The organism is Rhodococcus erythropolis NBRC 15567, from assembly GCF_001552595.1.
Lineage (GTDB): Bacteria > Actinomycetota > Actinomycetes > Mycobacteriales > Mycobacteriaceae > Rhodococcus_F > Rhodococcus_F erythropolis.
Genome location: NZ_BCRM01000024.1, coordinates 51,467 through 75,729, shown reverse-complemented (window position 1 = coordinate 75,729; position 24,263 = coordinate 51,467). Strand labels below are relative to the sequence as shown.

At 63.4% G+C, this 24,263-nt stretch carries 23 protein-coding genes; 10 read left to right on the top strand and 13 right to left on the bottom strand.

Annotation, left to right across the window (positions count from 1 at the left end):
- The first annotated feature begins 16 nt into the window (after positions 1–16).
- The 3 genes from RE4_RS24475 (at position 17) to phoH2 (ending at position 3,836) form a co-directional block, all read left to right on the top strand.
- Complete coding sequence (locus tag RE4_RS24475; RefSeq protein WP_019744590.1) at positions 17–1,450, top strand: amidase; 1,434 nt, start codon at positions 17–19, stop codon at positions 1,448–1,450.
- 26 nt (positions 1,451–1,476) lie between these two features.
- On the top strand, positions 1,477–2,193 hold the full coding sequence (locus tag RE4_RS24470; protein WP_081098424.1) for a helix-turn-helix transcriptional regulator: 717 nt from the start codon (positions 1,477–1,479) through the stop codon (positions 2,191–2,193).
- Positions 2,194–2,468: 275 nt separating this feature from the next.
- Positions 2,469–3,836: an RNA 5'-3' helicase PhoH2 gene (phoH2, locus tag RE4_RS24465; protein WP_003945274.1), complete on the top strand. Its 1,368-nt coding sequence runs from the start codon at positions 2,469–2,471 to the stop codon at positions 3,834–3,836.
- A gap of 60 nt (positions 3,837–3,896) precedes the next feature.
- Here phoH2 and RE4_RS24460 read toward each other — a convergent pair whose 3' ends face one another.
- The 5 genes from RE4_RS24460 to RE4_RS24440 form a co-directional block, all read right to left on the bottom strand.
- On the bottom strand, positions 3,897–4,301 hold the full coding sequence (locus tag RE4_RS24460; protein WP_019744588.1) for a carboxymuconolactone decarboxylase family protein: 405 nt from the start codon (positions 4,299–4,301) through the stop codon (positions 3,897–3,899).
- A 30-nt stretch (positions 4,302–4,331) separates the two neighbouring features.
- On the bottom strand, positions 4,332–4,757 hold the full coding sequence (locus RE4_RS24455) for a limonene-1,2-epoxide hydrolase family protein (RefSeq protein WP_019744587.1): 426 nt from the start codon (positions 4,755–4,757) through the stop codon (positions 4,332–4,334).
- A gap of 17 nt (positions 4,758–4,774) precedes the next feature.
- The gene (locus RE4_RS24450) at positions 4,775–6,388 is read right to left on the bottom strand and encodes a serine hydrolase domain-containing protein (protein ID WP_060939513.1); all 1,614 of its coding nucleotides are present in this window, start codon (positions 6,386–6,388) and stop codon (positions 4,775–4,777) included.
- A gap of 97 nt (positions 6,389–6,485) precedes the next feature.
- Positions 6,486–8,057: an MFS transporter gene (locus RE4_RS24445; protein WP_060939512.1), complete on the bottom strand. Its 1,572-nt coding sequence runs from the start codon at positions 8,055–8,057 to the stop codon at positions 6,486–6,488.
- Positions 8,058–8,154: 97 nt separating this feature from the next.
- Positions 8,155–8,721, bottom strand: a complete 567-nt coding sequence (locus RE4_RS24440) for a TetR/AcrR family transcriptional regulator (protein WP_003945239.1) — start codon at positions 8,719–8,721, stop codon at positions 8,155–8,157.
- 340 nt (positions 8,722–9,061) lie between these two features.
- On the opposite strand from RE4_RS24440, the gene RE4_RS24435 reads away from it, so the two are divergent.
- A complete protein-coding gene (locus tag RE4_RS24435; protein WP_020908518.1) occupies positions 9,062–9,517 on the top strand; it encodes a nitroreductase family deazaflavin-dependent oxidoreductase in 456 nt (151 codons plus the stop codon).
- Positions 9,518–9,576: 59 nt separating this feature from the next.
- Positions 9,577–10,296 (top strand): NADPH-dependent F420 reductase, encoded by a 720-nt coding sequence (locus RE4_RS24430; protein ID WP_081098423.1) that lies wholly within the window; start codon positions 9,577–9,579, stop codon positions 10,294–10,296.
- A gap of 49 nt (positions 10,297–10,345) precedes the next feature.
- Here the strand turns inward: RE4_RS24430 and RE4_RS24425 are convergent, their stop codons facing one another.
- Both RE4_RS24425 and glpX read right to left on the bottom strand, forming a co-directional pair.
- On the bottom strand, positions 10,346–11,761 hold the full coding sequence (locus RE4_RS24425) for a class II fumarate hydratase (RefSeq protein WP_060939510.1): 1,416 nt from the start codon (positions 11,759–11,761) through the stop codon (positions 10,346–10,348).
- Positions 11,762–11,862: 101 nt separating this feature from the next.
- The gene (gene glpX, locus RE4_RS24420; protein ID WP_019744581.1) at positions 11,863–12,897 is read right to left on the bottom strand and encodes a class II fructose-bisphosphatase; all 1,035 of its coding nucleotides are present in this window, start codon (positions 12,895–12,897) and stop codon (positions 11,863–11,865) included.
- Positions 12,898–13,077: 180 nt separating this feature from the next.
- Here glpX and RE4_RS24415 point away from each other — a divergent pair, with 180 nt between their 5' ends.
- Positions 13,078–13,647, top strand: coding sequence for a DUF4245 domain-containing protein (locus RE4_RS24415; RefSeq protein ID WP_003945206.1), 570 nt, complete (start codon positions 13,078–13,080; stop codon positions 13,645–13,647).
- 21 nt (positions 13,648–13,668) lie between these two features.
- Here RE4_RS24415 and RE4_RS24410 read toward each other — a convergent pair whose 3' ends face one another.
- Genes RE4_RS24410 through RE4_RS24400 form a run of 3 tightly spaced genes read right to left on the bottom strand, consistent with a single transcriptional unit; the run spans position 13,669 to position 15,745 of the window.
- Positions 13,669–13,887 (bottom strand): exodeoxyribonuclease VII small subunit, encoded by a 219-nt coding sequence (locus RE4_RS24410; protein ID WP_003945276.1) that lies wholly within the window; start codon positions 13,885–13,887, stop codon positions 13,669–13,671.
- Positions 13,884–15,149 carry an exodeoxyribonuclease VII large subunit gene (gene xseA / locus RE4_RS24405; protein ID WP_003945258.1) on the bottom strand — a complete coding sequence of 422 codons (1,266 nt, stop codon included), beginning with the start codon at positions 15,147–15,149 and terminating at the stop codon, positions 13,884–13,886. Before xseA ends, RE4_RS24410 begins: the two co-directional genes overlap by 4 nt.
- Positions 15,146–15,745, bottom strand: coding sequence for a lipid droplet-associated protein (locus RE4_RS24400; RefSeq protein ID WP_030244398.1), 600 nt, complete (start codon positions 15,743–15,745; stop codon positions 15,146–15,148). Before RE4_RS24400 ends, xseA begins: the two co-directional genes overlap by 4 nt.
- A gap of 153 nt (positions 15,746–15,898) precedes the next feature.
- Here RE4_RS24400 and RE4_RS24395 point away from each other — a divergent pair, with 153 nt between their 5' ends.
- Positions 15,899–16,912 (top strand): 4-hydroxy-3-methylbut-2-enyl diphosphate reductase, encoded by a 1,014-nt coding sequence (locus RE4_RS24395; RefSeq protein ID WP_003945273.1) that lies wholly within the window; start codon positions 15,899–15,901, stop codon positions 16,910–16,912.
- Positions 16,913–16,979: 67 nt separating this feature from the next.
- Here the strand turns inward: RE4_RS24395 and RE4_RS24390 are convergent, their stop codons facing one another.
- Complete coding sequence (locus RE4_RS24390; RefSeq protein WP_020970252.1) at positions 16,980–17,936, bottom strand: DUF6542 domain-containing protein; 957 nt, start codon at positions 17,934–17,936, stop codon at positions 16,980–16,982.
- A gap of 217 nt (positions 17,937–18,153) precedes the next feature.
- Between RE4_RS24390 and RE4_RS24385 the strand changes: the two genes are divergently transcribed.
- Positions 18,154–19,329 (top strand): exonuclease SbcCD subunit D, encoded by a 1,176-nt coding sequence (locus tag RE4_RS24385; protein WP_060939533.1) that lies wholly within the window; start codon positions 18,154–18,156, stop codon positions 19,327–19,329.
- Entirely contained in the window at positions 19,326–22,304 is a 2,979-nt protein-coding gene (locus tag RE4_RS24380; RefSeq protein ID WP_060939509.1) for an AAA family ATPase, read from the top strand. The genes RE4_RS24385 and RE4_RS24380 overlap by 4 nt, the downstream gene beginning before the upstream one ends.
- Here RE4_RS24380 and RE4_RS24375 read toward each other — a convergent pair whose 3' ends face one another.
- Positions 22,305–23,498 (bottom strand): AI-2E family transporter, encoded by a 1,194-nt coding sequence (locus RE4_RS24375; protein WP_003945249.1) that lies wholly within the window; start codon positions 23,496–23,498, stop codon positions 22,305–22,307.
- Positions 23,499–23,650: 152 nt separating this feature from the next.
- Here RE4_RS24375 and RE4_RS24370 point away from each other — a divergent pair, with 152 nt between their 5' ends.
- Positions 23,651–24,055: a hypothetical protein gene (locus tag RE4_RS24370; RefSeq protein WP_019744573.1), complete on the top strand. Its 405-nt coding sequence runs from the start codon at positions 23,651–23,653 to the stop codon at positions 24,053–24,055.
- A gap of 6 nt (positions 24,056–24,061) precedes the next feature.
- Here the strand turns inward: RE4_RS24370 and RE4_RS24365 are convergent, their stop codons facing one another.
- Positions 24,062–24,262: a YbdD/YjiX family protein gene (locus RE4_RS24365; protein ID WP_019744572.1), complete on the bottom strand. Its 201-nt coding sequence runs from the start codon at positions 24,260–24,262 to the stop codon at positions 24,062–24,064.
- Position 24,263 lies beyond the last annotated feature (1 nt).

The following is a 24,263-nucleotide window of genomic DNA, read 5'->3' as shown; positions in this document are numbered from 1 at the left end:
CGGCGAAGGAAACCCCATGACCGAACAGAATCTGCATTGGCTCTCCGCTACCGAGATGGCGGCGTCGGTCGCGTCGAACAGTCTCTCGCCCAACGAGATTGCCGAAGCGATGATCCAGCGCGTCGACGCCGTCAATCCGTCGATCAACGCGATAGTGCAGTTCGATCGCGAGCAGGTCACGCGCGACGCGGCCGAACTCTCACGGCAACAGGAATCGGGCGAGAAACTCGGCCCGCTGCACGGCGTTCCGTTCACGATCAAAGATCTGACGGCAGTCGACGGGCTGCCGACCACGTTCGGGATGAAGCCGATGGCCGACAACATCGCGACGGGAAATGCCGTCGTCGTGGACAGGCTGCGCGGCGCCGGCGGACTGTTCCTGGGAAAGACGAACACTCCCGAAAGCGGTTACTACGGTGGAACGGACAACCATCTGTACGGGCCGACGCACAACCCGTGGAAGCTCGGCAACAGCGCGGGCGGGTCCAGTGGCGGTGCGTCGGCTGCCGTGGCTGCAGGCCTCGGGCCACTTGCCGAGGGCAGTGACGGCGCCGGATCGGTGCGTATCCCGTCGGCGCTCTGCGGGGTCGTCGGGCTCAAACCGACCACCGGCGTCATTCCGCAGACCATCCTGGCCGGGCGGTTCTACAACTGGGCGTACCACGGTCCGATCACCAGGACCGTCGCCGACAACGCGCTGATGCTCGACATCATGGCCGGGCCGGACAATGCGGATCCGCTCTCGATCGAGCGTGCGGAGACCTCGTACGTCGAAGCGGCGAAGGGTGACGTGAAGGGGCTTCGCGTCGCGTGGTCGACGAATCTCGGCCTCGGCCATGTTGATCCGGAGGTGCTGGCGGTGTGCCTTGACGCGCTGGCGGCATTCGAGGAATTGGGTGCCCAGATCACCGAGGCGACCCCGCAGTGGGGAAATCCGTCGGAGTCGATGTGGAACGGCATCTGGGTTCCCGGTTTCGCTTCCGAATACGACTTGCTCGACTGGGAGAACCAGCGCGGCGAGGTCGACGACAACCTGATCGAGATCATGCACGAGGCCGAGCGGCTCACCGGTGTCGACGTCGGGCGGGCCGACGCATTCCGCGGCGTCATGTGGGACACGTGGACCACGTTCATGAACGACTACGACGTGTTGGTCTCGCCGACCTTGGCTTCGGCCACGTTCCCGCTCAGTCAGTTCGCGCCGTCGTGGCTCGAAGGCGCGTCGCTGCGTGAGCAGTTGCTCGATTGGCTCTTCACCTACCCGTACAACATGCTCAACAACCCCGCGATCACCGTGCCAGCCGGATTCACCGCCGACGGTCGACCGGTGGGGCTGCAGATCGCCGCACGCCACCGCCAGGACGCACTGGTTCTGCGGACTGCCGCGAACTTCGAAGCGGTGCGTCCGTGGGCGGACAGGAAGCCGGCCGATTCACTGGTGGTGGCCTAGCTCACACGATTGGCTAGATTGGTGTGATGACGTCTGTACTGCCTGATCGCGGCGCTGGACCTGACATGTTCGCGCCGCGATCATCGGCGGCCGGGGCGTACGGCATTCTCGGCCTGTGCGCCGAAGAACTCCGCACACGTGGACTCGCGTACTCGGCTGCGGCGGTCACGTACCGGGACCCGTCGAGCGGACGGCATCGGGCTCTGGCGAGTTCCGGATACGACGCCAGGGTGCTCGAGTTCCTGCTCGACGACTTCGTCGCCGATCGCAATCTCTTCGGCATCATTCGCGAGGCTTCGGGTGTGCCAGTGTTCTGGCAGGACGTGCCACGATTCGAGCAGGTCGAGATGGTTACCGATGTGCTGCGGCCGTCCGGGTACGCCGAGGGCGCGTCGGTCGCGTTGGGGTTCTCCGGCCGTGAGGTGACCGGATTGCTGCACATGAGCTTCGCGGATTCCGGCGTCGTCGATCGCGTGCGCGAGGTGGTGGCGGCGTCCAGCGCGGCCTGCTCGCGCGTCGTGGGGGACCAGGTGGCGCTCGATCGTGTCCATCTGAGCCCACGGGAGATCCAAGTACTGCAATTGGTGGCCAGGGGCGCGGGCAATGTCGAGATCGCCGAGGAGTTGTTCGTCAGCCGTCGCACCGTCGCCACCCACCTCGAGAACATCTTCGTCAAGACCGGAACCAATTCGCGGGTTCAGGCAGCGGTGCGCGCCGCGAAGTGGGGTCTGATCGAGTCCTGAGTGACGCTGAATCACACGAGTGGCATTTTGTTACCTGGCGTTCACCAGATGTGCGGCTCGTTCCGTGGCGCGAGTGTCCGATCCGCAGTACCGTCGGCAGTAACGAGTAACCAGAAGTTACTTGTGCGGGAGGTTCTGATCGTGACTGAAACACTCAGTACGAGAGGGCCGGCGCCCGGCCCTTGTTTCAGCTGACACAGCGTCACCTGACACCAGAGCCGTCCGGCCCAGCGAGCTGAGTTTGCGCGGGTGCCGCGCAGACCTAGGAGCCCAACGTGACTGCATCACGCTCCGTCTCTGCCCACTCGGCCCGGGCTGACCTATCAGCCGGGAATCATTCGGGAGATGCACTTCGCACGTACGTCTTGGATACCTCGGTACTACTGTCCGATCCATGGGCTGTCACTCGATTCGCCGAACACCACGTGGTACTGCCACTGGTCGTGATCAGCGAACTCGAAGGCAAACGGCACCACCACGAACTGGGATGGTTCGCCCGAGAATCGCTCCGCATGCTCGACGATCTCCGGATCGAATACAGCCGCCTCGACCGTCCGGTACCGATCGGCACCGAGAACGGGACACTGCAGGTCGAACTCAATCACACCGACCCTGCGGTCCTACCCGTCGGATTCCGCACGGACAGTAACGATTCGAGGATTCTGGCGTGCGCGCTGAACCTTGCGGCGGAGGGCAAGGACGTAGTCCTCGTCAGTAAGGACATACCGCTTCGTGTGAAGGCAGGCGCGGTGGGACTACCTGCCGACGAGTACCACGCTCACGACGTCGTGCCATCGGGATGGACGGGCATGACCGAGCTGGACGTCGCCTCGACGGACATCGACGAGCTGTTCAACGAGGGTTTCCTGGACCTTGACGAAGCACGAGATCTGCCGTGTCACACGGGTCTTCGTCTGCTCGGTGGCTCGTCGAGCGCCCTCGGTCGGGTGACTCCCGACAAGCGCATTCAGTTGGTGCGCGGTGAGCGTGAGGCGTTCGGGCTGCACGGCCGCTCCGCCGAGCAGCGCATTGCGCTCGATCTCCTCATGGACGAGAGCATCGGCATCATCTCTCTCGGCGGCAAGGCAGGCACCGGTAAGTCGGCCTTGGCTCTGACAGCAGGTTTGGAAGCCGTTCTCGAGCGCCGCACCCAGCGCAAGGTCGTCGTCTTCCGTCCGCTGTATGCCGTTGGCGGACAAGAACTCGGCTACCTTCCCGGTAGTGAGAGCGAGAAGATGGGCCCGTGGGCTCAGGCCGTTTTCGACACTCTCGACGGGTTGGCTTCGCCAGAGGTTCTCGAAGAGGTTCTCGCCCGCGGAATGCTGGAAGTGCTGCCGCTGACGCACATTCGCGGTCGGTCGCTGCACGATTCGTTCGTGATCGTCGACGAAGCGCAGTCACTCGAACGAAATGTTCTGCTGACAGTGCTTTCTCGTCTGGGAACCGGCTCGCGAGTGGTCCTTACGCACGACGTCGCGCAGCGTGACAACCTGCGAGTGGGCAGGCACGACGGAGTTGCGGCCGTCATCGAGAAGCTCAAGGGGCACCCGCTCTTTGCGCACATCACACTCACGCGCAGTGAGCGGTCGCCGATCGCCGAGTTGGTGACCGACATGCTCGAGGAGTTCGGCCCCACTTCCTGAGAAGCGATCTCCCCGTGCGGACTTCGGTCTGCACGGGGAGATTCTTGGGTTTTCAGTAGTTCAGTTTTGCAGCGGTCCGAGTTCGTTGTCGAGAACCTCTTGCACGACACGCATCGCCGCCAGTCCCGCCGGAGCACCGCAGTACGCGCTCGCGTGGATCACGGTTTCGACGATCTCGGTGCGCGTCAAGCCGTTTCGTAGTGCTCCGCGTACGTGGCCTTTGAGTTCGTTCTCCGCGCGCAGCGCGATCAGCATCCCCAGATTGATCAGACTGCGGCTGCGGCGATCGAGTCCGGGACGCGTCCATACCGAACCCCAGACATTGGCCGTCACGAAGTTCTGCAGTTCTTCGCTGTCGGTGCCGCGGGTGCGCTCGAAGGCGGCGTCGACAAAATCGGCCCCCATGACTTCGGTGCGCACAGCCAAGCCGGCGTCGAAGGAGTCAGGCGTGGTGTTCTCGGGCATGGCAGGTTCGCTCGCTTTCGGCAGGTGATTTCAGGCCGGAGCAAGCCTACTTCGTGTCCCGCTCCCGACGACTGCACGGCCGACCGCGGTCACCACACCCCACGCGACGTCTCGCAGACTGAAGTAGTCACGCCAGACGGAGACCTTGCCGTCGCGCAGTTCGAAAGTTCCGCACACCCAGAATTCGATGCGCAGCGGCCCGACGGTCAGGATGTCGGTGCGTTCGGTGAGCACCGTGGACTCGTCGCCGACGATGTGGTGCATCTCGGCCTCGAATTTCAGTGAAGGCTTGGTGACCAGACGAAGCGCTCGCACGACGGTCTTCTTGCCTCGCAGAGTGGGGAGCGAGACGTTCTGCCAGACGATGTCGTCTGTCATCAATTCGGCTGCTGCGTCCACGTCGAAATCGGTGAGGGCCGCGAACATTGCGTTCACCGTGGCTGTCGAACTACTCATGGGGTGTCCTTGGCTGATTATTCGGCCGGTGTTGCCCGGATGAAGGTACCGAGATGATCGTGATCGAAGTACTCCAAGGTTAGCGAGTTTCCGTCGAAGGTGGCCTTCGAGACCGTCCCGGCCGGTGCGTTCTCGCCGCTGAGCGGAAACGTGAAGGTGTTTCCGTCCCAGTGGGTCAGCGGATACGTCACCGCCGCGGGACCCATGGTCAAGGTCAGCGCACCGTTCTGCTGCGTCACGAGTGCGGGACCCCAGTACGGGTTGCCGTAGTCGCCGGTCAATTGGTTTGTCGGTGGGGCAGGCGCGGGGGAGGTCGGCGGTGTCTTCCCGGCAAGTTCGCCCTCGGGATCGGCTTGTGAGGCAAACGCCGCTTCGTACAGCGGGCGCCACTCGCGGGTGATCTTCCCGAACTGCACCAGATCGGCGAACTCGGCGGTCAAGGTCTCCGCGACGCCGGTAGGCGTGCCGTTGGTCAGAACGACGATGCCGACGTCAGCGGAGGGAATCGTCACGAAATTTGTCCCGGCTCCGACCAGGAAAGCGCCGGAGTGGCTGGCGGTGACACGGCCAGCGGCGCTGTCGGAAACGTTGAACCCGTAGCCGTAGAAGCCGGAGCGTTCCCCGATCTGCTGCGCGTGGCGCGAGACGATCTCCGGGTTCACTGCGGGCACGAGCGCATCCGTCTGAACGACCTGCTGCCCCTGATACTGACCGCCGGACAGCACCATGTCCAACCACTTGGCCATGTCGTTCGCCGAGGAGCTGACTCCACCGGCGGGGGATTGGGCGTCGGCGTCCCGAACCGGGCCTATCTTGTACTTTCCGTCTTCGAGGATGTGGCCCACTGTTCGATTTTCTCGGGCTTGGTAATCGGCGAACCGCGAAGACGTCGACGTCATACCGAGCGGGCCGTAGATCGTGTTCTGCGACAGCGTTTCCCAATCGGTGCCCGCCGCAGCTGCAACGGCCTCAGCGCCGGCTGTGACGCCGAAGTTCGTGTACTCGTATGTGATTCGAAATGGATTGAGCGGTAGTTGGCGTAGCTTCTCGAGCACCTGGGCCCGGTTGTAGCCCAGGTCCTCCAGCCCGTCGCCGGCGTGGTCCGGTAATCCCGACCGATGCGTGTAGAGATCGGAGATCGTGAGGTGGTCGGTCACCCACGGATCGGCAAGCGCAAACCCCGGCAGTTTCGAGATCACCGGAGTGTCCCAGTCGACGGTCCCGATTCCGACTTCGTGGGCGACCACCGTGGCTCCTACCGATTTCGACACCGACGCCAGTTGGAACACGGTGTCGGCATCGACGGTGGCGCTCTTACCCAACTCGCGAACCCCGAATCCCTTTGCATACACAGTCTTACCACCGTGCACCACGGCCACAGCCATGCCGGGGACGCCCGAACTTGCCATGAGATCGTTCGCGAGGCCGTCGAGCTCCCCGACCGCGTCGTCGATTTGCCCGTCCGGGATCGGCACCCCGGCGTCGAAACCGGGGCTGGCGTCGCTGACGACCGGCCCGGGCGCTGAGGTGGTGTCTGAATCGGACGAGCATCCGGCGAGCAGGGCGACCGTCAGTACTACCGGAACCGCCGCAGCCGACAGGCGCGAGCTGTTTCTACTGGTGATGGACACGAGATTCTCCCTAGCAGGGCTGTCGTCGGTACCACTCGGTCAATCCAGTATCGGGGAACGGCGGGCTGAGATACGGACAAATCGGGAAACCTTGTAGCTACTTCGGGGTCTTGGTCGCCAGACTGCCGAGAATGGAGCCTTCTGTGACGGGCTTCCAGGGGAGCAACAACGCGACCAGCAGCGCGGTGATCAGTGCTGCGCCGACCGTGAAGTACGACGCGATGGCGAAGCCTTCCAGGCATGCGGCCTTCATCGTGTAGATCAGACTGTCCTTCTGCTGCTCGAAGAGCGGACTGATGTCGCGCGAGCGGATCTCGATGACGCTGAGCACCGACTCACGAGCGAAGCCCTTCTCCTGTGCCGACATCACGGCGTCGGGAATGGCGTCGACGATCGGAGCCACCTTGGACGTGTAATACGAGGCGACGATCGAGCCGATGACGGCGACGCCCAGGGTCCCACCGAGTTCACGCGTCGTGTCGTTGACTGCCGAGCCTGCGCCGGCTTCGTCGAGGGGCACCGAGGACATGATGGAGTCGGTAGCCGGTCCCTGGACAATTGCGAGGCCCAGACCCATGAGAACCATCGAGATCACGACGGGTCCGAGGTAGGGCGTCTCGACGGTCGTCTGGCCGGCCAGGAACATGCCGCCGCTGAGGACGAGGAGGCCGAACACCATCACTGCGGTCGTGCCGAGTTTCTGTGCAGCCAAGGTGGCAACTGGGGCGCCCACCGCAACAGCGGCGGCGAAAGGCAAAGAGTGGATGCCGAATTCGAGTGGCGAATATTCGCGAACGCCCTGGAAGTACTGCGTGATCAGGAACAAGAACCCGAACATGCTGAAGTAGCTGACCGCAATAGCCAAGGCGGGGAATGAAAACCGCCGGATTCGGAAGAGATTCATGTTCAGGATCGGCGCATCGGTGCGCAGTTCCCATGCGACGAATGCCGCCAACAACACTGTTGCAGAGAGGTATCCCGTGATGCTGAATGTCGACACCCATCCGCGATGTGGTGCGTCGATGATGGTCCACACCAGAATGACGATGCCGAGGAGCGACAAGATTGTTCCGACGAAATCGAATCGGCCGACGTGAAGCGCCTTCGATTCCGGAACAACCAGCAGCACACCGACGATGACCAGCAACGCAGCCGGAACGTTCATCCAGAACACCGAGTGCCAGGAGAAGTGCTCGAGAAGCCAACCGCCTGCCGTCGGGCCGATGGCAATCGCGAAGCCGGCCATTGCGGTCCAGGCAGCGATGGCGATGGCTCGTTCTCTGGCGTCGGTGAAGATGTTCGTGATCATGGCCAGGGTGGCAGGAAAGACCGCTGCGGCAAAGACACCCATGGCAGCGCGCGCCATGATCACCTGTTCGAGGTTGGAAGCCAAAGCACCGACGAGCGACATCGCGCCGACGCCGATCAGACCGATGATCATCACTCGGCGGCGTCCGAAGCGGTCACCCAGGTGGCCGAAAGTGAGTAGGAACCCTGCGAAGGTCAACGTGTACGCGTCGACGATCCATTGCAGGTCACTGACGCTGGCGAACAGGTCGACGCTCATCGTCGGCAGTGCGACGTTGACCACTGTGTTGTCCAGCACGACAAGGAGTTCGGCGAGGCAGATGAAGATCAGCGCAGTGAATCGACGGGACTTGGTCATCATGGGCGCCGAGGGCGCCGGTGCAAGTGTGTGAGACATGTTTGTACGCCATCTCTGCTCCTGCGCGGACGGCAGCAGCGGTTGGAAGTAGAGGGGTTGGTCAGCTCGGGGCCGAGACCAGAGCCTTGAGGTGCGCGCCGATCCGATCGAGAGGCGCGGTGGTGTGCTGAGCTTTTGCCATCAGAGTCGCGCCTTCGATCGACGCGATCACGACGGTTGCCCACTGTGCTGCAGTCTCGGACGGCTGTCCCTGCTGCCAGAAGAACGATGTGAGAAGCGATTCCCACGAGGTGAAAGATTCGCCCGCAGCAGTTAATGCCGCCGGCGTCGACGCGCCCTCCACCGCCGCGGCTGCGACCGGACAGGAGGAGGTGAAATCGCTCTCTACCAAGCTGTTTCGAAATATTGTGACAACCGCGTCGATGATCTCCGGTGGGGAAGACTGAGCGATCATCGAACTGATGGCGGCGCTGACGCCTCGGCCGAAGTAGGCAACTGCTTCGCCGGCCAGCTGTCCTTTGCCTTCGGGAAAGTAGTGGTACACCGACCCGCGGGGAGCTCCCGAGCGTTCGACGATCTCGGTGAGCGAGGTCGTCGCGATCCCGTGTTCACGGAAGGCATTGATGGCGCCGACCAGCATCAGAGTGCGGGAATCGGAGTCGGCCATCCCGCCATCGTATGCAATCGCAGAGCTGTTCGATTCATCTGGTGCCGCTGATTCTCTTGGTACTCCCCACTTGCGACGCGCTGCGGCGATCGGACAACGCGTCTGCGGGCCGGTCATGGCAACGAGGTGTCTCGAGGTGTGTTCATCACTGCCTCCCAGTATGTCGATCGGTATAGGAACGAATCTGAGACTAGATGTAACCGACAGACACAGTCAAGTGTTGTGTGCAGGTAGTGGGTATTGATCGATATTCATGGTGGCAAAACTCCCGGATCAGTGGTTATATCGTGCGGTATAGAGCTGTTGCTTCGAGCGCCAGCTCCGGAGGAGAGGAAACGGCATGCCGGTACCGACGTCAGTTGCACGAAAACGAAGAATCGAAGTCGCAGTCGGGAAGTATTTCGCCAATCCGCTGGTCACCGGATTGAATCGGATCGGTTTGATGCCGTCGTTGATGACCGAGATCGAGACGGTTGGACGCCGAACCGGTCTGACCCGCCGAGTGCCCGTTGCGATCACCTACGACGGCGACGAGGCGTGGGTCATCGCGCAGCATGGCATCGACAGGGGTTGGGGCGCCAATATCTCTGCGACGCCGAAGGTTCGGATCCGTCGCCGCGGCGAGTGGGTGGACGGACAGGCCCAGATCATGCCAGACGACGACGTCCCGGCGCGGGTGAAGACATTCACGTCGGGGAAGTTCAGATCGGCGCTGACGGCCTCTGCCTTTCGCGGATTGCAGACCGATCCGGTCAGTGTTCGCATCAGGCTCGAACTCGATCCGTCAACCGATTGAATCAATGGGAGTTGAAGTAGTCGGTACGGAATGACCCGGTGCGTTCTCGTCGTTGACGAATGCAGCGGTGGCGCGATCGCCACTGCACACGACGAAGGAGCAGGGTCATGCGCATCGGAATCATCGGAGCCGGTCAGATCGGTGGCACGCTCACACGTAGGCTCGCTGCGCTCGGTCACGACGTGCGCGTCTCGAATTCGCGGACACCGGACACCCTTGCAGAACTGGAAGCGGAGACGGGCGCGAAGGCAGTCCGCAGCACCGAGGCCGCCGAGGGCGCCGAGCTGGTCATCGTGAGCATTCCGCAGAAGAACGTGGTCGATCTACCGGCGGGGATCCTCAGCGGTGCGGTCGCCGGTGCCCCGGTCATCGAGACCAACAACTACTACCCGCAACAGCGTGACGGTCTGATCTCGGCCATCGAGGACGGACAGACCGAAAGCGGATGGGTGCAGGAGCGCCTGGGTGTACCGGTATTCAAGGCGTTCAACGGAATCTGGTGGAAGCATCTCCTCGAGAAGGGGCTTCCCGAAGGTGCAGAGGGGCGCATTGCGCTACCCATCGCCGGCGACGACGACGCGAACAAGCAGGTCGTGTTCGATCTGATCAATCAGTTGGGCTTCGATCCTGTCGATGCGGGAACGATCGACGATTCCTGGCGTCAGCAGCCGGGAACTCCGGTGTACGGCAAGGACTTCGATCGAGAATCGACGTTGAAGGCATTGGCCGAGGCGAGCCCCGATCGCACCGACGAGTGGCGCGCAACCACCACGGTGTAGGGAAAAGAGTGGCGGTTTCCGAAGTGGAAACCGCCACTCTGTTGTTTGTTCAGTCCTTGACCTTGACCTTGACCTTCGCCATCGCCAGAACGTCGAGACGCTTGTCGAGTTCCTCCTCGCTCAGCTTGTCCGGGACGAGTCCGCGCTCGATGACGACCTGGCGGATCGTCTTCTTCTCTTTGAGTGCCTGCTTCGCGACGGCCGCGGCTTCCTCGTAACCGATCGCCGAGTTGAGGGGCGTCACGATCGACGGTGACGATTCGGCGAGTGTCTTGAGGTGCTCCTCGTGCGCGACCAGTCCGCTGACACACTTGTCGGCGAACAGTCGAGAGACGTTGGCCAGCAAGGTGAACGACTCCAGCAGGTTGCGAGCCATGACCGGGATGTAGACGTTGAGTTCGAACGCTCCGGCAGCGCCACCCCACGCGATGGCGGCGTCGTTTCCGATCACCTGAGCCGCAACCTGAGTGGTTGCCTCGGGCAGGACCGGGTTCACCTTGCCGGGCATGATCGAGCTACCCGGCTGCAGATCGGGGAGTGCGATCTCGCCGAGTCCGGTCAGCGGACCCGATCCCATCCACCGAATGTCGTTGGCAATCTTCGTCAGTGAGACGGCGATGGTCCGCAACGCGCCCGATGCTTCGACCAGTCCGTCGCGCGCGGCTTGCGCTTCGAAGCTGTTCTTCGCCGGAGTCAGCGCGTCGACGCCTGTCGACTTGACCAGCTCGGCAACAACTTTGGGGCCGAATCCATCCGGAGCATTGAGACCGGTGCCGACTGCTGTTCCGCCGATCGGCAACTCGCCGAGGCGGGGGAGTGTTGCGTTGACGCGCTCGATGCCGGCCTCGATCTGACGTGCGTAGCCACCGAACTCCTGACCGAGCGTGACCGGCACAGCGTCCATCAGGTGGGTGCGTCCGGATTTGACGACGGTCTTCCACTCGGACGCCTTCGTGGCAAGCGCAGCATGCAGATGTTCCAGTGCCGGAACAAGATCGGTGACCGCTGCTTCGGTAGCTGCGACGTGCGTGGCGGTGGGGAAGGTGTCGTTGGAGGACTGCGACATGTTGACGTGATCATTGGGGTGTACGTCCACGCCCGCGGCCTTCGCGATGGACGCGATGACCTCGTTGGCGTTCATGTTCGAGCTGGTTCCCGAGCCGGTCTGGAAGACGTCGATGGGGAACTGATCGTCGTGCTTGCCTTCGGCGATCTCGTTCGCTGCGGCGATGATTGCGTCGGCCTTGTCCGCGTCGAGCAGTCCGAGGTCCTTGTTGACCTGCGCACACGCTGCTTTCAGCAAGCCCATTGCGCGGATCTGGGTGCGCTCGAGTGGGCGCCCGCTGATCGGGAAGTTCTCGACTGCACGCTGCGTCTGTGCCCGCCACAGTGCGTCGATGGGCACCCGAACTTCGCCCATGGTGTCGTGTTCGATTCGGAACTGTTGATCGTTGCTCTCCGTCATGGCTCCACATTGCCACTTTTGGAGGGCGGGTAGGGGACTACGTCCCCCGTGAGCGGTTAAGGAGTGCAGGGACTCCCTAACCGCTCACGGGGCGGAGCCGATCAGAACGTCGGGGGAACCGCGCCCTCTTCGCCGTCGAAGTCGACGGAGCTGTACTCACGCAGCTTCTCGAGACGGTGGTACGCGTCGATCATGCGAACGGTGCCGGACTTGCTACGCATCACGATGGACTGCGTGCTGGCGCCGCCGCCGTAGTAGCGGACACCGCGCAGCAGGTCACCATCGGTGACGCCCGTGGCGCAGAAGAATACGTTCTCGCCGGAGACGAGATCTTCGGTGGTCAGGATCCGATCGAGATCATGACCGGCGTCGATGGCCTTCTGGCGCTCTTCGTCGTCGGTGGGTGCGAGCTTGCCCTGCAGCGATCCACCCATGCAGCGCATGGCTGCTGCGGCGATGATGCCCTCAGGCGTTCCGCCGATGCCGACGAGCATGTCGGTGCCGGACTCGGGACGCGCTGCGGCGATGGCGCCGGCAACGTCACCGTCGGAGATCAGACGGATACGAGCGCCGGTGTCGCGCACGTCCTGGATCAGCTGGTTGTGACGCGGGCGGTCCAGGATGCAGATCGTGATGTCGGAGACCGACGCCTTCTTGACCTTGGCGACGCGCTTGATGTTCTCGGCGATCGGTGCGCTGATGTCGATGACATCTGCAGCATCCGGTCCGACAGCGATCTTCTCCATGTAGAACACGGCCGACGGATCGAACATCGCGCCGCGCTCGGCAACAGCCAGAACGGAGATCGCGTTGGGCATGCCCTTGGACATCAAGGTGGTGCCGTCGACCGGGTCGACGGCGAAGTCACAGTCGGGACCGTCGCCGTTTCCGACCTCTTCGCCGTTGAACAGCATCGGCGCTTCGTCCTTCTCGCCCTCACCGATGACGACGATGCCGCGCATCGAGACGGAGGAGACGAGCTGACGCATAGCGTCGACGGCTGCTCCGTCGCCGCCTTCCTTGTCGCCGCGGCCTACCCAGCGGCCGGCAGCCATAGCACCGGCTTCGGTGACTCGGACCAATTCGAGTGCGAGGTTACGGTCCGGGGTCTCACGATGAGTGCTGCTGGCCGTCATGTGCGGTGCCTCCTGGCGCGGTCGCGGTCGACGGGGTGTGTCGACGCAGTGGTTTCTTCAGGCGTCATTGTCCCAGATGGGAGCGGCTACGTGCGCTGTCGGGTCGCTGCTGCGACGTTTTGTCTCGCTCGAAGGGGACCGGGAATCGTATCTACTGCGCAGTACCTGGATACTGGGGGTGTGGCATCGAAGAAACCCCGCATTCTCGAAGACAACAAAGACATGGTCTGGTCTCTCGTACCGTTGGTGCTGTTCTGCATCATCATTGCGGGCATCGCCAGCCAGTGCACGTTCAGTCCTGGCGGCCCGACGCAGGGGCCTATCCCGAGCGTCGACGTGGACGCAGCTCTGAACTACGACGCGAAGGAACTCGGATTTCCCATCCGTAATCCCGGTGTTCCGGACGGGTGGACCCCGAACTCCGGCAGTCGCAAAATCATCTCCGGCGACGGCGGCGGAGATTCGAGCACTGTGGGATTCATCACGACCAGCGGTCGCTACATTCAGCTGACACAGAGCAACGCCGAGGAATTCCCGTTGGTGTCACACGTTGCCGGTGGACAGCGATTCGCGACGGGAGTCGAGACCGTCGGTGCCGACACGTGGAACGTCTTCGGCGGCGAAGGTGTCGAGTCGATCTGGGTCACGGACGTCGGGGATGTTCGCCTGTTGCTCACGGGCGCGGCGACGCCGGAAGAGTTCCGGATTCTTGCCGAGAAGGTCGGCGCAGCGCAGCCGATCACGCCATAGGATTTCCGGTCGGAGCGGACGTTACTCGTCCGCTTCGGCCAGAGCCTTTTCGACGCGAGCCCTGGCGCCGGCCAAATGCTCTTCACAGCGCTTGGCCAACGCTTCGCCTCGCTCCCACAGTGAGAGTGACGCGTCGAGGTCCAGGCCGCCCTGTTCGAGAATCTTCACGACGCTCACCAATTCGTCGCGGGCTGCTTCGTAGCCGAGTTCGTTGATGTCGGTGTCGGTGGCGTTGCTCATTTTTCTCTTCCCATCACTGCGGCGCGAACGGCGCCGTCTGCAAGTCGAACTCGAATCTGGGTTCCGGGTGGCGCGTCCTCGACCGAGCGCAGAACCTCCGGATCGCCGTCGGCGACAACACGTTGCACGACTGCGTACCCGCGGGCCAGCGTCGCAGCGGGGCCCAGCGTGGTGAGCCGGGCGCGCAGATGCTCGATCGTTCGGGACTCGGAGTCGATCAACCGAGTCACATCGCGTCGCCCGGCGGCCTGGAGCCTTTCGACCTCTTCGGCGCGACGGTCCACCGCGAGCAGTGGTGATGCCATGACCGGTCGAGTGCGCAACTGTTCGATCAGGTGAGACTCACGCTTGACCCAGCTGCGCAGTGCCGCAGCGCTGCGGTCACGAAGATCCGCAACCAGAGCAGCTTCCGCAACCGCATCGGGTACGACGCGCTTGGCCGCGTCGGTGGGTGTGGCTGCGCGCAGGTCGGCGACGTGGTCACTGAGCGGGCTGTCCGGCTCGTGGCCGATGGCACTGACGATCGGCGTCGTGCAGGCCACGATGGCGCGGCACAGCGCTTCGTCGGAGAACGGCAGGAGATCCTCGACGCTACCGCCGCCGCGAGCGAGGATGATGACGTCGACTACCGGGTTGGCGTCGAGTTCCTTCAGCGCTTCGATGATCTGGGGAACAGCAGTGGGGCCCTGCACCGCGGTGTTACGAACCGCGATAGCCACTGCGGGCCAGCGACGGTGGGCGACCGAGACGACGTCCTTTTCGGCCGCGCTGGCTCGGCCCGTGATCAGGCCGATCGTGCCGGGCAGAAACGGAAGAGGCCGTTTGAGTCTCGGATCGAACAAGCCCTCCGCGGCGAGCAAGGCGCGCAGTCTCTCGATGCGGGCCAGCAGCTCACCGATACCCACGGCGCGAATCTCGGTGACACGCAACGACACCGTTCCGCGTCCGGTGTAGAACGAGAGCTTGCCGAACATCACCACACGCGAGCCCTCGGTCAACGGCACCGGAGAGTTGTGCAACAACTGTGGTGAGCATGTGATCGACAGCGACATGTCTGCCGACGGATCACGCAGAACGAGAAAGGCCGTCCGGGTACCGGGGCGTGCATTGATCTGTGTGATCTGACCTTCGACCCAGATGCTGCCGAGTCGATCGATCCAGCCGGCGACCTTGGCGGAAACCGTGCGGACCGGCCACGGCTGCTCAGCGCTGCTGGCGCCGGACGATCGCTGCGATGAAGCGGGGGGCGTTGCGGAAGTCACTTTGCCTTGGCTGTGGTGATGCGGTTGGTGAGCATGGTCTGGAACGGTGCGCGGGCGAGCGTCGCATTCTCGTAGTCCAGGACGGCGGTCAGCTCGTCGATGCTGAGCGTCCGGATACGCGCACGGAGCTGTGCGAGTGTGAGGTTGGGGTAGTCGAGTTCGGTGACGATCTCGGGCTCTTCGGCAGGTCCGTCCGTCGTAGCTGCCGCGGATTCGGACTCGGCGCCGGGTGCGGGCTCCTCGATGGGGGCAGTCGGCTCGAGCGAGTAGAGCGCGAAGCGTCCGGCGTTGGTCGGGGTGTCAGCGGTGGTCGCGCCGGTGGTCGACGCCGAGTCCGCGGGAGCGTCGGCGTCCTCGTCGAAGACCGCCCACTCGGGCTGTTCGTCCTCGGAAGACCAGTTGATCAGTGCGAATGCCTGATCGCCCTTGATCGCCAACGAGGTGATCGACTGCTGCACGCGCATGCTTGTCTGCAGCATCTGGCTCACGGCGGTCATCGGCAGGGCGACAGCGGTGGTGGGCAACTTCTTTGCCTCTTCCATCGCGGTGACGGCGAGTCCCGCGGCAACGCGCGCCACGAACGGTGGTCGGATCATTCCCACAGCTTGCCGCAAAGCTCCGACAATCGGTAGCCGACTTGCCTGTGACGGCCGTACTCGTTTACTTCGGAACCTTCGATCGGAGCCCGAAACCGAGGTGTTCACGTTTGCCGGAGTGTCTCACGTTCGAGGTGCCAGTAGGCTGGTCACATGTCTTCGGCTGTTCCTCTCAATCTCGGTATCGCGCACTCGGCTGATTCGCCGTCCACCCGCAAGGGCAGCGCCAAGCGCGTGCTCCTCGCCGAGCCTCGCGGCTACTGCGCCGGCGTCGACCGCGCGGTCGAGACCGTCGAGAAGGCGCTCGAGAAGCACGGCGCACCCATCTACGTGCGTAAGGAGATCGTCCACAATCGCCACGTCGTCGAGACGCTCGAAGATCAAGGCGTGATCTTCGTCGACGAAACCGACGAGGTTCCGGAAGGATCACTCCTCGTGTTCTCGGCGCACGGTGTGTCTCCGGCCGTCCACGACTCGGCTGCCGAGCGGAACCTGCGCACGATCGACGCTACGTGCCCCCTGGTCACGAAGGTGCACCAGGAAGCAAAGCGATTCGCTCGCGACGATTACGACATTCTCCTCATCGGCCACGAAGGCCACGAGGAGGTCGAGGGCACCGCAGGTGAGGCTCCCGATCACGTCACCATCGTCGACGGCCCGGATTCGGTCGACGCGGTCACGGTTCGTGACGAGTCGAAGGTCATCTGGCTTTCCCAGACCACACTGAGCGTCGACGAGACGATGCAGACTGTCGCGCGCCTGCGTGAGCGCTTCCCCAATCTGCAGGACCCGCCGTCCGACGACATCTGCTACGCCACGCAGAACCGTCAGGTCGCGGTCAAGGCGATGGCTCCCGAGTGCGATCTCGTGATCGTGGTGGGTTCACGGAACTCGTCCAACTCGGTTCGCCTGGTCGAGGTCGCGCTCGGGGCGGGCGCTGCCGCGTCGTACCTGGTCGACTACGCCCGTGAGGTCGATCTCGCGTGGCTCGAGGGTGTCCAGACCGTCGGCATCACGTCGGGCGCATCAGTGCCCGAGGTGCTCGTGCGCGGCGTGATCGAACTTCTCGCCGAGCACGGATACAACGACGTTCAGCCCGTCACCACAGCCAACGAGACTCTGGTGTTCGCCCTTCCCCGTGAATTGCGAGCAGCGCGCACGTCCTAGAACAAGAAAATGCGGGGCACCTTCCATCTGGAAGGTGCCCCGCATTTTTTGCTACTGGGCTCGTCTGTCAGGGCTCTTCGCGATCGCGGTACCGAACTCGCGGCGGCGGATACGCGGGAAGATCGACTCCGGGTGGGCGGCGGCGAGGGGGCAGCGGCGGCGATACGTCGTCACCCGAAGCGAAGAAGGGCTCCATCCGCTCCTCACGCCTGGGCGACGGACTGGGCTCGGGCGCCCGGCGGCGACCGTACGACGGGTAGTCGTCGTCTGCTGTCGGTCTGCTGTCCGGCTGAGGGCGACGCGTAGGCGGTTGGTGCGTGCGATCGACCCTGGGTGGCAGTGGGCTTCTCCGGGGCGGCAGCGGGCGATCGTCTTCGATCGGTTCGCGCCGGGGAGCGCTTCGGTAAGCGGGCTGTTCGTCCACCTCGGGGGCGCGGCGACGCGGGGGCCCGGGGACGGGCGCGTCCGAGACTCTGCGGCGACGCCCGGTCTCGGGTGCGGATTGTTCTCGCGTGGCAGCCGCAGAGGAGTCTCGGGTGGCGGTCGCCGAGCGGCGGGAGCGGGTCGAGCGCGCAGGCCCGGTGGGACGCTGATTGAGCAGGAAGTACCGGAAACCGCCGATTATCAGCACGACGACGGTTGCGGCCAACATGATCGGAAAGCGGTTGACCAACGGGTACGCGATGTTGATCGCGATGTCGCGCAGTGCGGTGCTGTTGTCCTTGCCGATGAGCGTGTGCCCGATCGGCACCGCAGCGAAGAGCAGCAACGGAGGTTGGGCCATCGCGGTGAAAAGAGCCTTGTTCGAAGCGGCAACCACAGCGAAGAGACAGCCCAGGAAGTAGAACGTCGAGAACACCGCGGTGAGCTCGCCGCCGCCTCCGGTTGCATCGATCAGTACGCCGACGGCGGTGACACCGGCAGCAAGCAGGATCACTCCCCACCAGGGCAGGCCGGGGACGGTCACGATGAGCGATCGCTTGTCCAGCGGTACCCCGGAGCGAGCACGTTGGGTTGCAGACACATAACGACATTAGCGGTTCTTGCGTTGTCGGCCGTGTTTGTGCGGGTCGTGGCTGGCGCATTTATCGGCGCGATGGCGCGATGGTTTCGGGTTCTTCGCCAAACGAACCGGACGGATTGTGTGCAGGGTCACCGGACGTTCGTGGGTTGGGGCACACCGTCGAAGCCGTCAGCGTGGGAGATCGGCAGTGTCGGTGGGCTGCTCTACCGTCGGATTCATGAAGATTCTGCACACCTCCGATTGGCACATAGGTCGCACGTTTCACGGCGTCGATCTGTTGGCCGATCAGGCTAGTGTGCTCGGTTCCATCGCGGATTCCGTCCGCGAACACGGTGTTGACGTCGTGGTCGTGCCCGGTGACATCTACGACCGCTCAATTCCCAGTTCCGACGCGGTCACGGTGTGCAATCGAGGCTTCGAGGCAATCCGGGCGGCCGGAGCGGTCATCGTCGCCACGTCCGGCAACCACGATTCCGCGGTGCGGCTCGGTGCCGGGGCGTCCTTTGCAGCTGCCGGCGGATTGCATTTGATCACCCGAGTCGGCCAGATCGGTACCCCGGTGATGCTCAGTGATCAATTCGGACCTGTCGCGTTTTACGGGATTCCGTATCTCGAGCCGGAGATCACGCGCGTCGAGTTGGACGTGCCCCGGGCTCGTACTCATTCCGACATCCTCGGTGCGGCAATGTCGCGTGTTCGGCGAGACCTCGCCGAACGAACAGCTACCGATCCGTCGACTCGGTCGGTACTGCTCGCGCATGCCTTTGTCGTGGGCGGTGAGGCGTCTGAATCGGAACGCTCCATTTCGGTCGGCGGAGTGGAGACTGTCGCAGTGGGCGAGTTTGCCGGTGTCGACTACGTTGCGCTGGGGCATCTGCATTCGCCCCAGATGCTCTCGGAGAGCGTTCGCTACTCAGGTTCACCGTTGCCGTATTCGTTCGGTGAGCGCAGCCACCGCAAGGCTGCGCTTTTGATCGAACTCGACGCAGCCGGACTGTCGTCGGTGCAGCGCCTCGATCTTCCGGTGATTCGAGGGCTGAGCCAGGTGACGGGAACTCTCGAGGAACTTCTCACCGAGTCGAAGTACGCCGATTCCGAGCAGTGCTACGTCTCCGCTTTGCTCACTGATCCGGTTCGTCCCGTCGATGCCATGAGGCAGCTCCATGCACGTTTCCCCTTTGCCGTTCATCTCGAATGGCAAAGGCCGGAAGGACAATCGGATCTCAAGTATCGCGACGCGGTACGGGGTCGAACCGACATGGAGATCGCCCGTGGCTTTGTCTCGGCCGTGCGTAGTGACCCGTCCGAGCGAGAGGTCACGTTGATGGCCGAAGCGCTCAGCGCTGCCGCGCGCGCCGAGGAGTCCACGGTAGAACTGAGTGAAACCGCGTGAGGCTTCACAAACTCGAAGTCAGCTCTTTCGGGCCCTTTGCCGACACCGTCGAGGTCGACTTCGACCGATTGGGTGCTGACGGGCTGTTCCTTCTGCACGGCGACACCGGTGCAGGCAAGACCACGATCCTCGACGCGGTTTCCTTTGCCCTGTACGGGCGGGTTCCGGGTGCGCGCAACGAGGGCAAACGGCTACTGTCCGATCATGCGCCTGCCGGTTCGGTGCCGCGCGTGGAACTCGAAGCGACCATCAGTGGTCGCAGAATCAAACTTGTTCGTAGTCCAGAGTATTCGCGCCCGAAGAAGCGTGGCGCCGGTTCGATCACGGAGAACGCAAAGGCCACACTGACGTGGTTGGACGGCCGCGGCGAAAACCTTTCGCGCATCCCTGACATCGGTGACGAGATCAACCGCCTCATGGGCATGAGCGCTGATCAGTTCTTCCAGGTGGTGCTCTTGCCGCAGGGTGAGTTCGCCAAATTCTTGCGTGCCGAGAGCGACGAGCGAGGCAAACTGCTCGAGCGTCTGTTCGACACCAAGCGGTTTGTCTCCGTCGAGGCATGGTTCGACGCCAAGCGAAAGGCAAGTGCGACCGCGCTCGCGGCCAGGGAGCAATCCGTGCGGCTGCTGCTCGCGAAGGTCGAGACAGCTGCGGGACTCGAGGTAGGCGCCGAGGCGCACCCACTGGAATGGTCGCGCAAACTCCTCGCCGAGGCTCAGGACACCCGCGATGCAAGTCTCGCGGAGCTGGTGACCGCGAAAGATGCAGCAGCCGAGGCTAATCGGGTTCTGTCGGCGGCGCAGCGAACCGCAGATCTGGTAGCTCGCCGTAATCGTGCGACCGCTGAGCTCGCAGCATTCAATACGGGCGCCGCCCAAAGAGCTGTGATCGGCGCTGAACTCGAGACCGCCAAGCGCGCACTGCCGGTGGCCGCTGTCGCCGGCGATGTGGACGCTGCCGGCTTGCACCTCGCTGCCGCACTCGAATCGATGACCACAGCGATGTCGACCTACTCCGCACTCGACGGTCCGGAGATTTTCGTGCCGGAGGTGTGGCCACCCACCGACGATGAGCGTCAACGCGTCGTAGCTCGGATCCGGACCTGGCGTGACGAGATCGTTCGCCTGGACGCAATGGCGGAGGACGCTCGACGAGCCGATGCGGCAGAAGCCGAGATCGAGAAACTCGGAGTTCGGCGAGACTCCCTGTCCGAGCGCATCGATGCCATCGCGGTTGAACGCACACAACTGCCAGAACTGGTGCGCTCGGCCGGCCAACGACTGGAGGATGCGCAACGCGCTCACGCGGCTCTGCCTGGCCTCGAGGCTGCACTCGTAAAAGCGTCGGATGCCGCGACAGCGGCCCATGAAATCGTTTCTCTGCGTGCACAAGCCGAGAAGATTCGTGTGCAGGTGTTGGATGCGCGCGACGCCCATCAGAGTGCTCGCGGGCGCTGGCTCGACCTCGTGCAAAAGCGTATCGAGGGCATGGCGGCGGAGTTGGCGAGTTCACTCGCGCCTGGTGACCCATGCCAGGTGTGTGGTTCGCGTGAACACCCTGCGCTGGCTCAGTCGGATGTCGTCACGGTCACCGAACCCGATCTGGATGCCGCGTCAGCGGCCGAGCGTGCGGCCGAGAAAGCCCTCAGCAAGGTGGCCGATCGCCAGGTAACCGTCGAACGTGACATCGACCGGGTGATCGCGCGCGGCGGAGACGGCGATTCCGAAGAACTCGACAGGCTCCGCGCCGAGGCACGGAACGCCGTCGACGAGGCGACACACTCTGCCGGTCAGGTTGGAGTGCTGGCACAAAAACTTGCGCAACTCAATGGGCGTGACACCGAACTACAACAGGAATCCGCTTCTCTGGCAGCCGAATTGGCGGCACTTGCCGAGCGTAGGACGACTCTGTCAGCGACGGTCGAGCAGATTCGAGCGGCGATCGTTGCTGCGGTGGGAGAAGATTCGACCATCGCTGCTCGGCGCTCACGGTTCGAAGGCCTTGCCTCCGCTGCCACGGCGGCGTCCGAAATGCGCGACGACGCCGTTCGTGCGCAGGCCCGATCGGCGGAACTGTCGGCCAAACTGGCCGCTGCGGCGGCCGCTGCCGGATTCGATTCGGTCGAGGCTGCGATCGGAGGGGTGAGAGCGCCTGCCCGAATCGCGGCGATCGAAACGGAACTCGCCAAGGCGCGTGACCTCGAGGTTGCCGCCCGGACTGTCCTCGACGACCCCGAAGTTGTTGCGGTGGGTGAAGTCGAGACCGTCGACGTGGACGGACCTCGCGGCCTCGCGCTTCAGTGCGCCGAGGTGGTGAACTCCGCTGTTGCGGCCGCTTCCCTGGCCGAGAACCGTGTGTCGGATCTCGAACGGTTCAGCGGACAACTCGAGAAGGCCTACGAGGCGGTTGCACCTGAGCGTGAACTGCACGACGAACTCGCTGCCCTCGCAGACGTGATCGCCGGTAAAGGTCAGAACAGTCGCAAGATGTCGCTGCGAGCGTATGTGCTCGCTTCGCGGTTGGAAGAGATCGCCGTGTCGGCATCGGTTCGTCTGCAGCGGATGTCCGGGGGACGGTACGAGTTCGTGCACAGTGACGAGGCAGGATCTCGGGGTCGCCGCGGCGGTCTGGGACTCGACATCCGGGACGACTTCACGGGCGTCGTTCGCTCGGCGAAGACGCTCTCGGGCGGTGAATCGTTCTTGGCGTCATTGTCTTTGGCGCTCGGACTCGCCGATGTGGTTGCGGCGGAGTCCGGCGGAATCGTTCTCGACACGATGTTCATCGACGAAGGATTCGGCACCCTCGACGCCGACACCCTCGACTCGGTGATGGCTGTGTTGGACGAGCTTCGCGACGGAGGACGAGTGGTGGGCATCGTCAGTCACGTGGACGAGATGAGGCAGCGAATCCCGAGTCGCCTGCACGTCATTCGCGGACGTGCAGGCTCCTCGGTAAGGGTAATCGCGGGCTGATCAGGCCTTTTTGTTCTCTACCTCTGACTCGGCGTCGTCGTCCTGATCTTCGAGGATGTCCGAGGCATCGCCGGCGGGCATCGGCTCGTTGTCGCTTGCGCGTTCGTCGATCTGCTCTCCGATGTAGCGGATGACAACTGCTGCAACAGCGGCGACGGGCACTGCGAGGAAGGCGCCGACGATGCCGTACAGCGAGCTACCGGCGGCCACGGCAAGCAGCACGATAACGGCGTGGAGTTTCATCGACTTGCTCTGCAGCACAGGCTGAAGGACATTTCCTTCGATCTGCTGAACGGCCAGGATGATGATCAGGACGATGATGGCGGTGGTGAGGCCGTTTGCCACCAACGCAACCAACACGGCCAGGGCGCCGGCGACAAACGCACCGACGATCGGGATGAATCCACCGATGAACGTCAGAATTGCCAGCACCGGTGCCAGCGGGACCCCGAGTATCAGCAGTCCGGCGCCGATGAAGACCGCGTCGATCAGGCTCACCAGTGCTTGAGTCCTGATGAATCCGCCGAGCGTGTCCCACATGCGGGTGAGGACCTCTTCGAGATGCCGACCGGCGCGGCCGCCGCCGACAGCGTGCAGCCAGGGGATGAACCTCGGTCCGTCCTTGATGAAGAAGAAGGCGAGAATCAGGACCAAACCGAGCGTGACCAACAACGAGCTCGCCGTGCTCACACCGCTGAAAACGCCTGAAGCGATGGCGGTTCCACTTTCCTGCACCTTCGTGATGACGGCATGGACTGCGTTGTCGATCTGGTCGTCCTTCAGATTCAGTGGCGGACCCTGGAGCCAGTCCTGAACCTGATTGATGCCCTCGGTGGTCTTGTTCGCGAGCTCGGGGGCCTGGCTGACCACTGACGGAACGATGCCTGCGATCACACCGGCCAAGATTCCGATCGAGAGGACCAGGGTGATGCCGGCTGCCGCGGCCGGTGGCATACCGCGCTTGATCATTCCGCGGGTCGGCGGCCACATGACTGTCGCAACGACGATTGCCAGAGCCACCGGCAGGATGATGACCCAGAGCTTTTCGATCAGCCAACCGAAAATCCAGGCGCCCAGCGAAATCGACGCCAACACCAACGACCACTTTGCGAGCCACATACCCCCTTGCCCGATGATCTCGCCGCGGTCGCGCTTTCGCACCCCTGCGGACGTCCCCTTGTCTTGCTCGCTCACTGATCGTCCTTTCCGTCGGCGCAGGGATCTCCTCGCCGATGTGAGAATCCGGTGATCTAGCTGAGCTGATCGTAACGACTGCATGCGATAACTCGTGTGTTGCGCTTCAATACTGTGTTTTGAAGCATGCCAGGCGGACTAACATTTCCGTCATGAGAATCGCAGCAGCAGTCGGGGCAGCAGCAATCGTCGTTCTCGGGCTCACCGCGTGTAGCACCGAGGATCAGGACAACGCGCAGAACAAGATCAGCGAGGCAGTCACGAGCGGGCAGCAGGCGCTCGAGACGGCGAAGCAGTCAGCGGGCAACGCCATCGACCAGGGCAAGACGGCGCTGTTCGTCGCCACCTTCCGTGGGGCTTACGCACCATTGGCGGAGAACCGCGACGACGCAGACATCGAGGAGATCTTGACGACCACGTGCACGGAGGTCGCCAACGGCACGGACGAGGCGGAGGTCAAGTCCAAGATCACCGACCTGGCCGAGAACAACGGCAACAAGCCCACCGACGAGCAGGCCGGCCACATTTACGAACTCGCGAAGGCCACCTGCCCCTGACCGGATTCAGCAGCAGCGGGCGCCCGGGTTGGCGTCGGCTGCTGCATGCCGGCGGCGCCAGAACTCTCGTTCGCTGATCACCGGTGAGTCGGCGTGGTGGCGTCGGGTGTGCTCGACGTAGCGCTGATAGTCGAGATCGCCCATCACCGAGCGAACCCACCACAGCGTTCCGCGGAACGCTGTGGTGAGTTTTGCCGTCATGGTCATG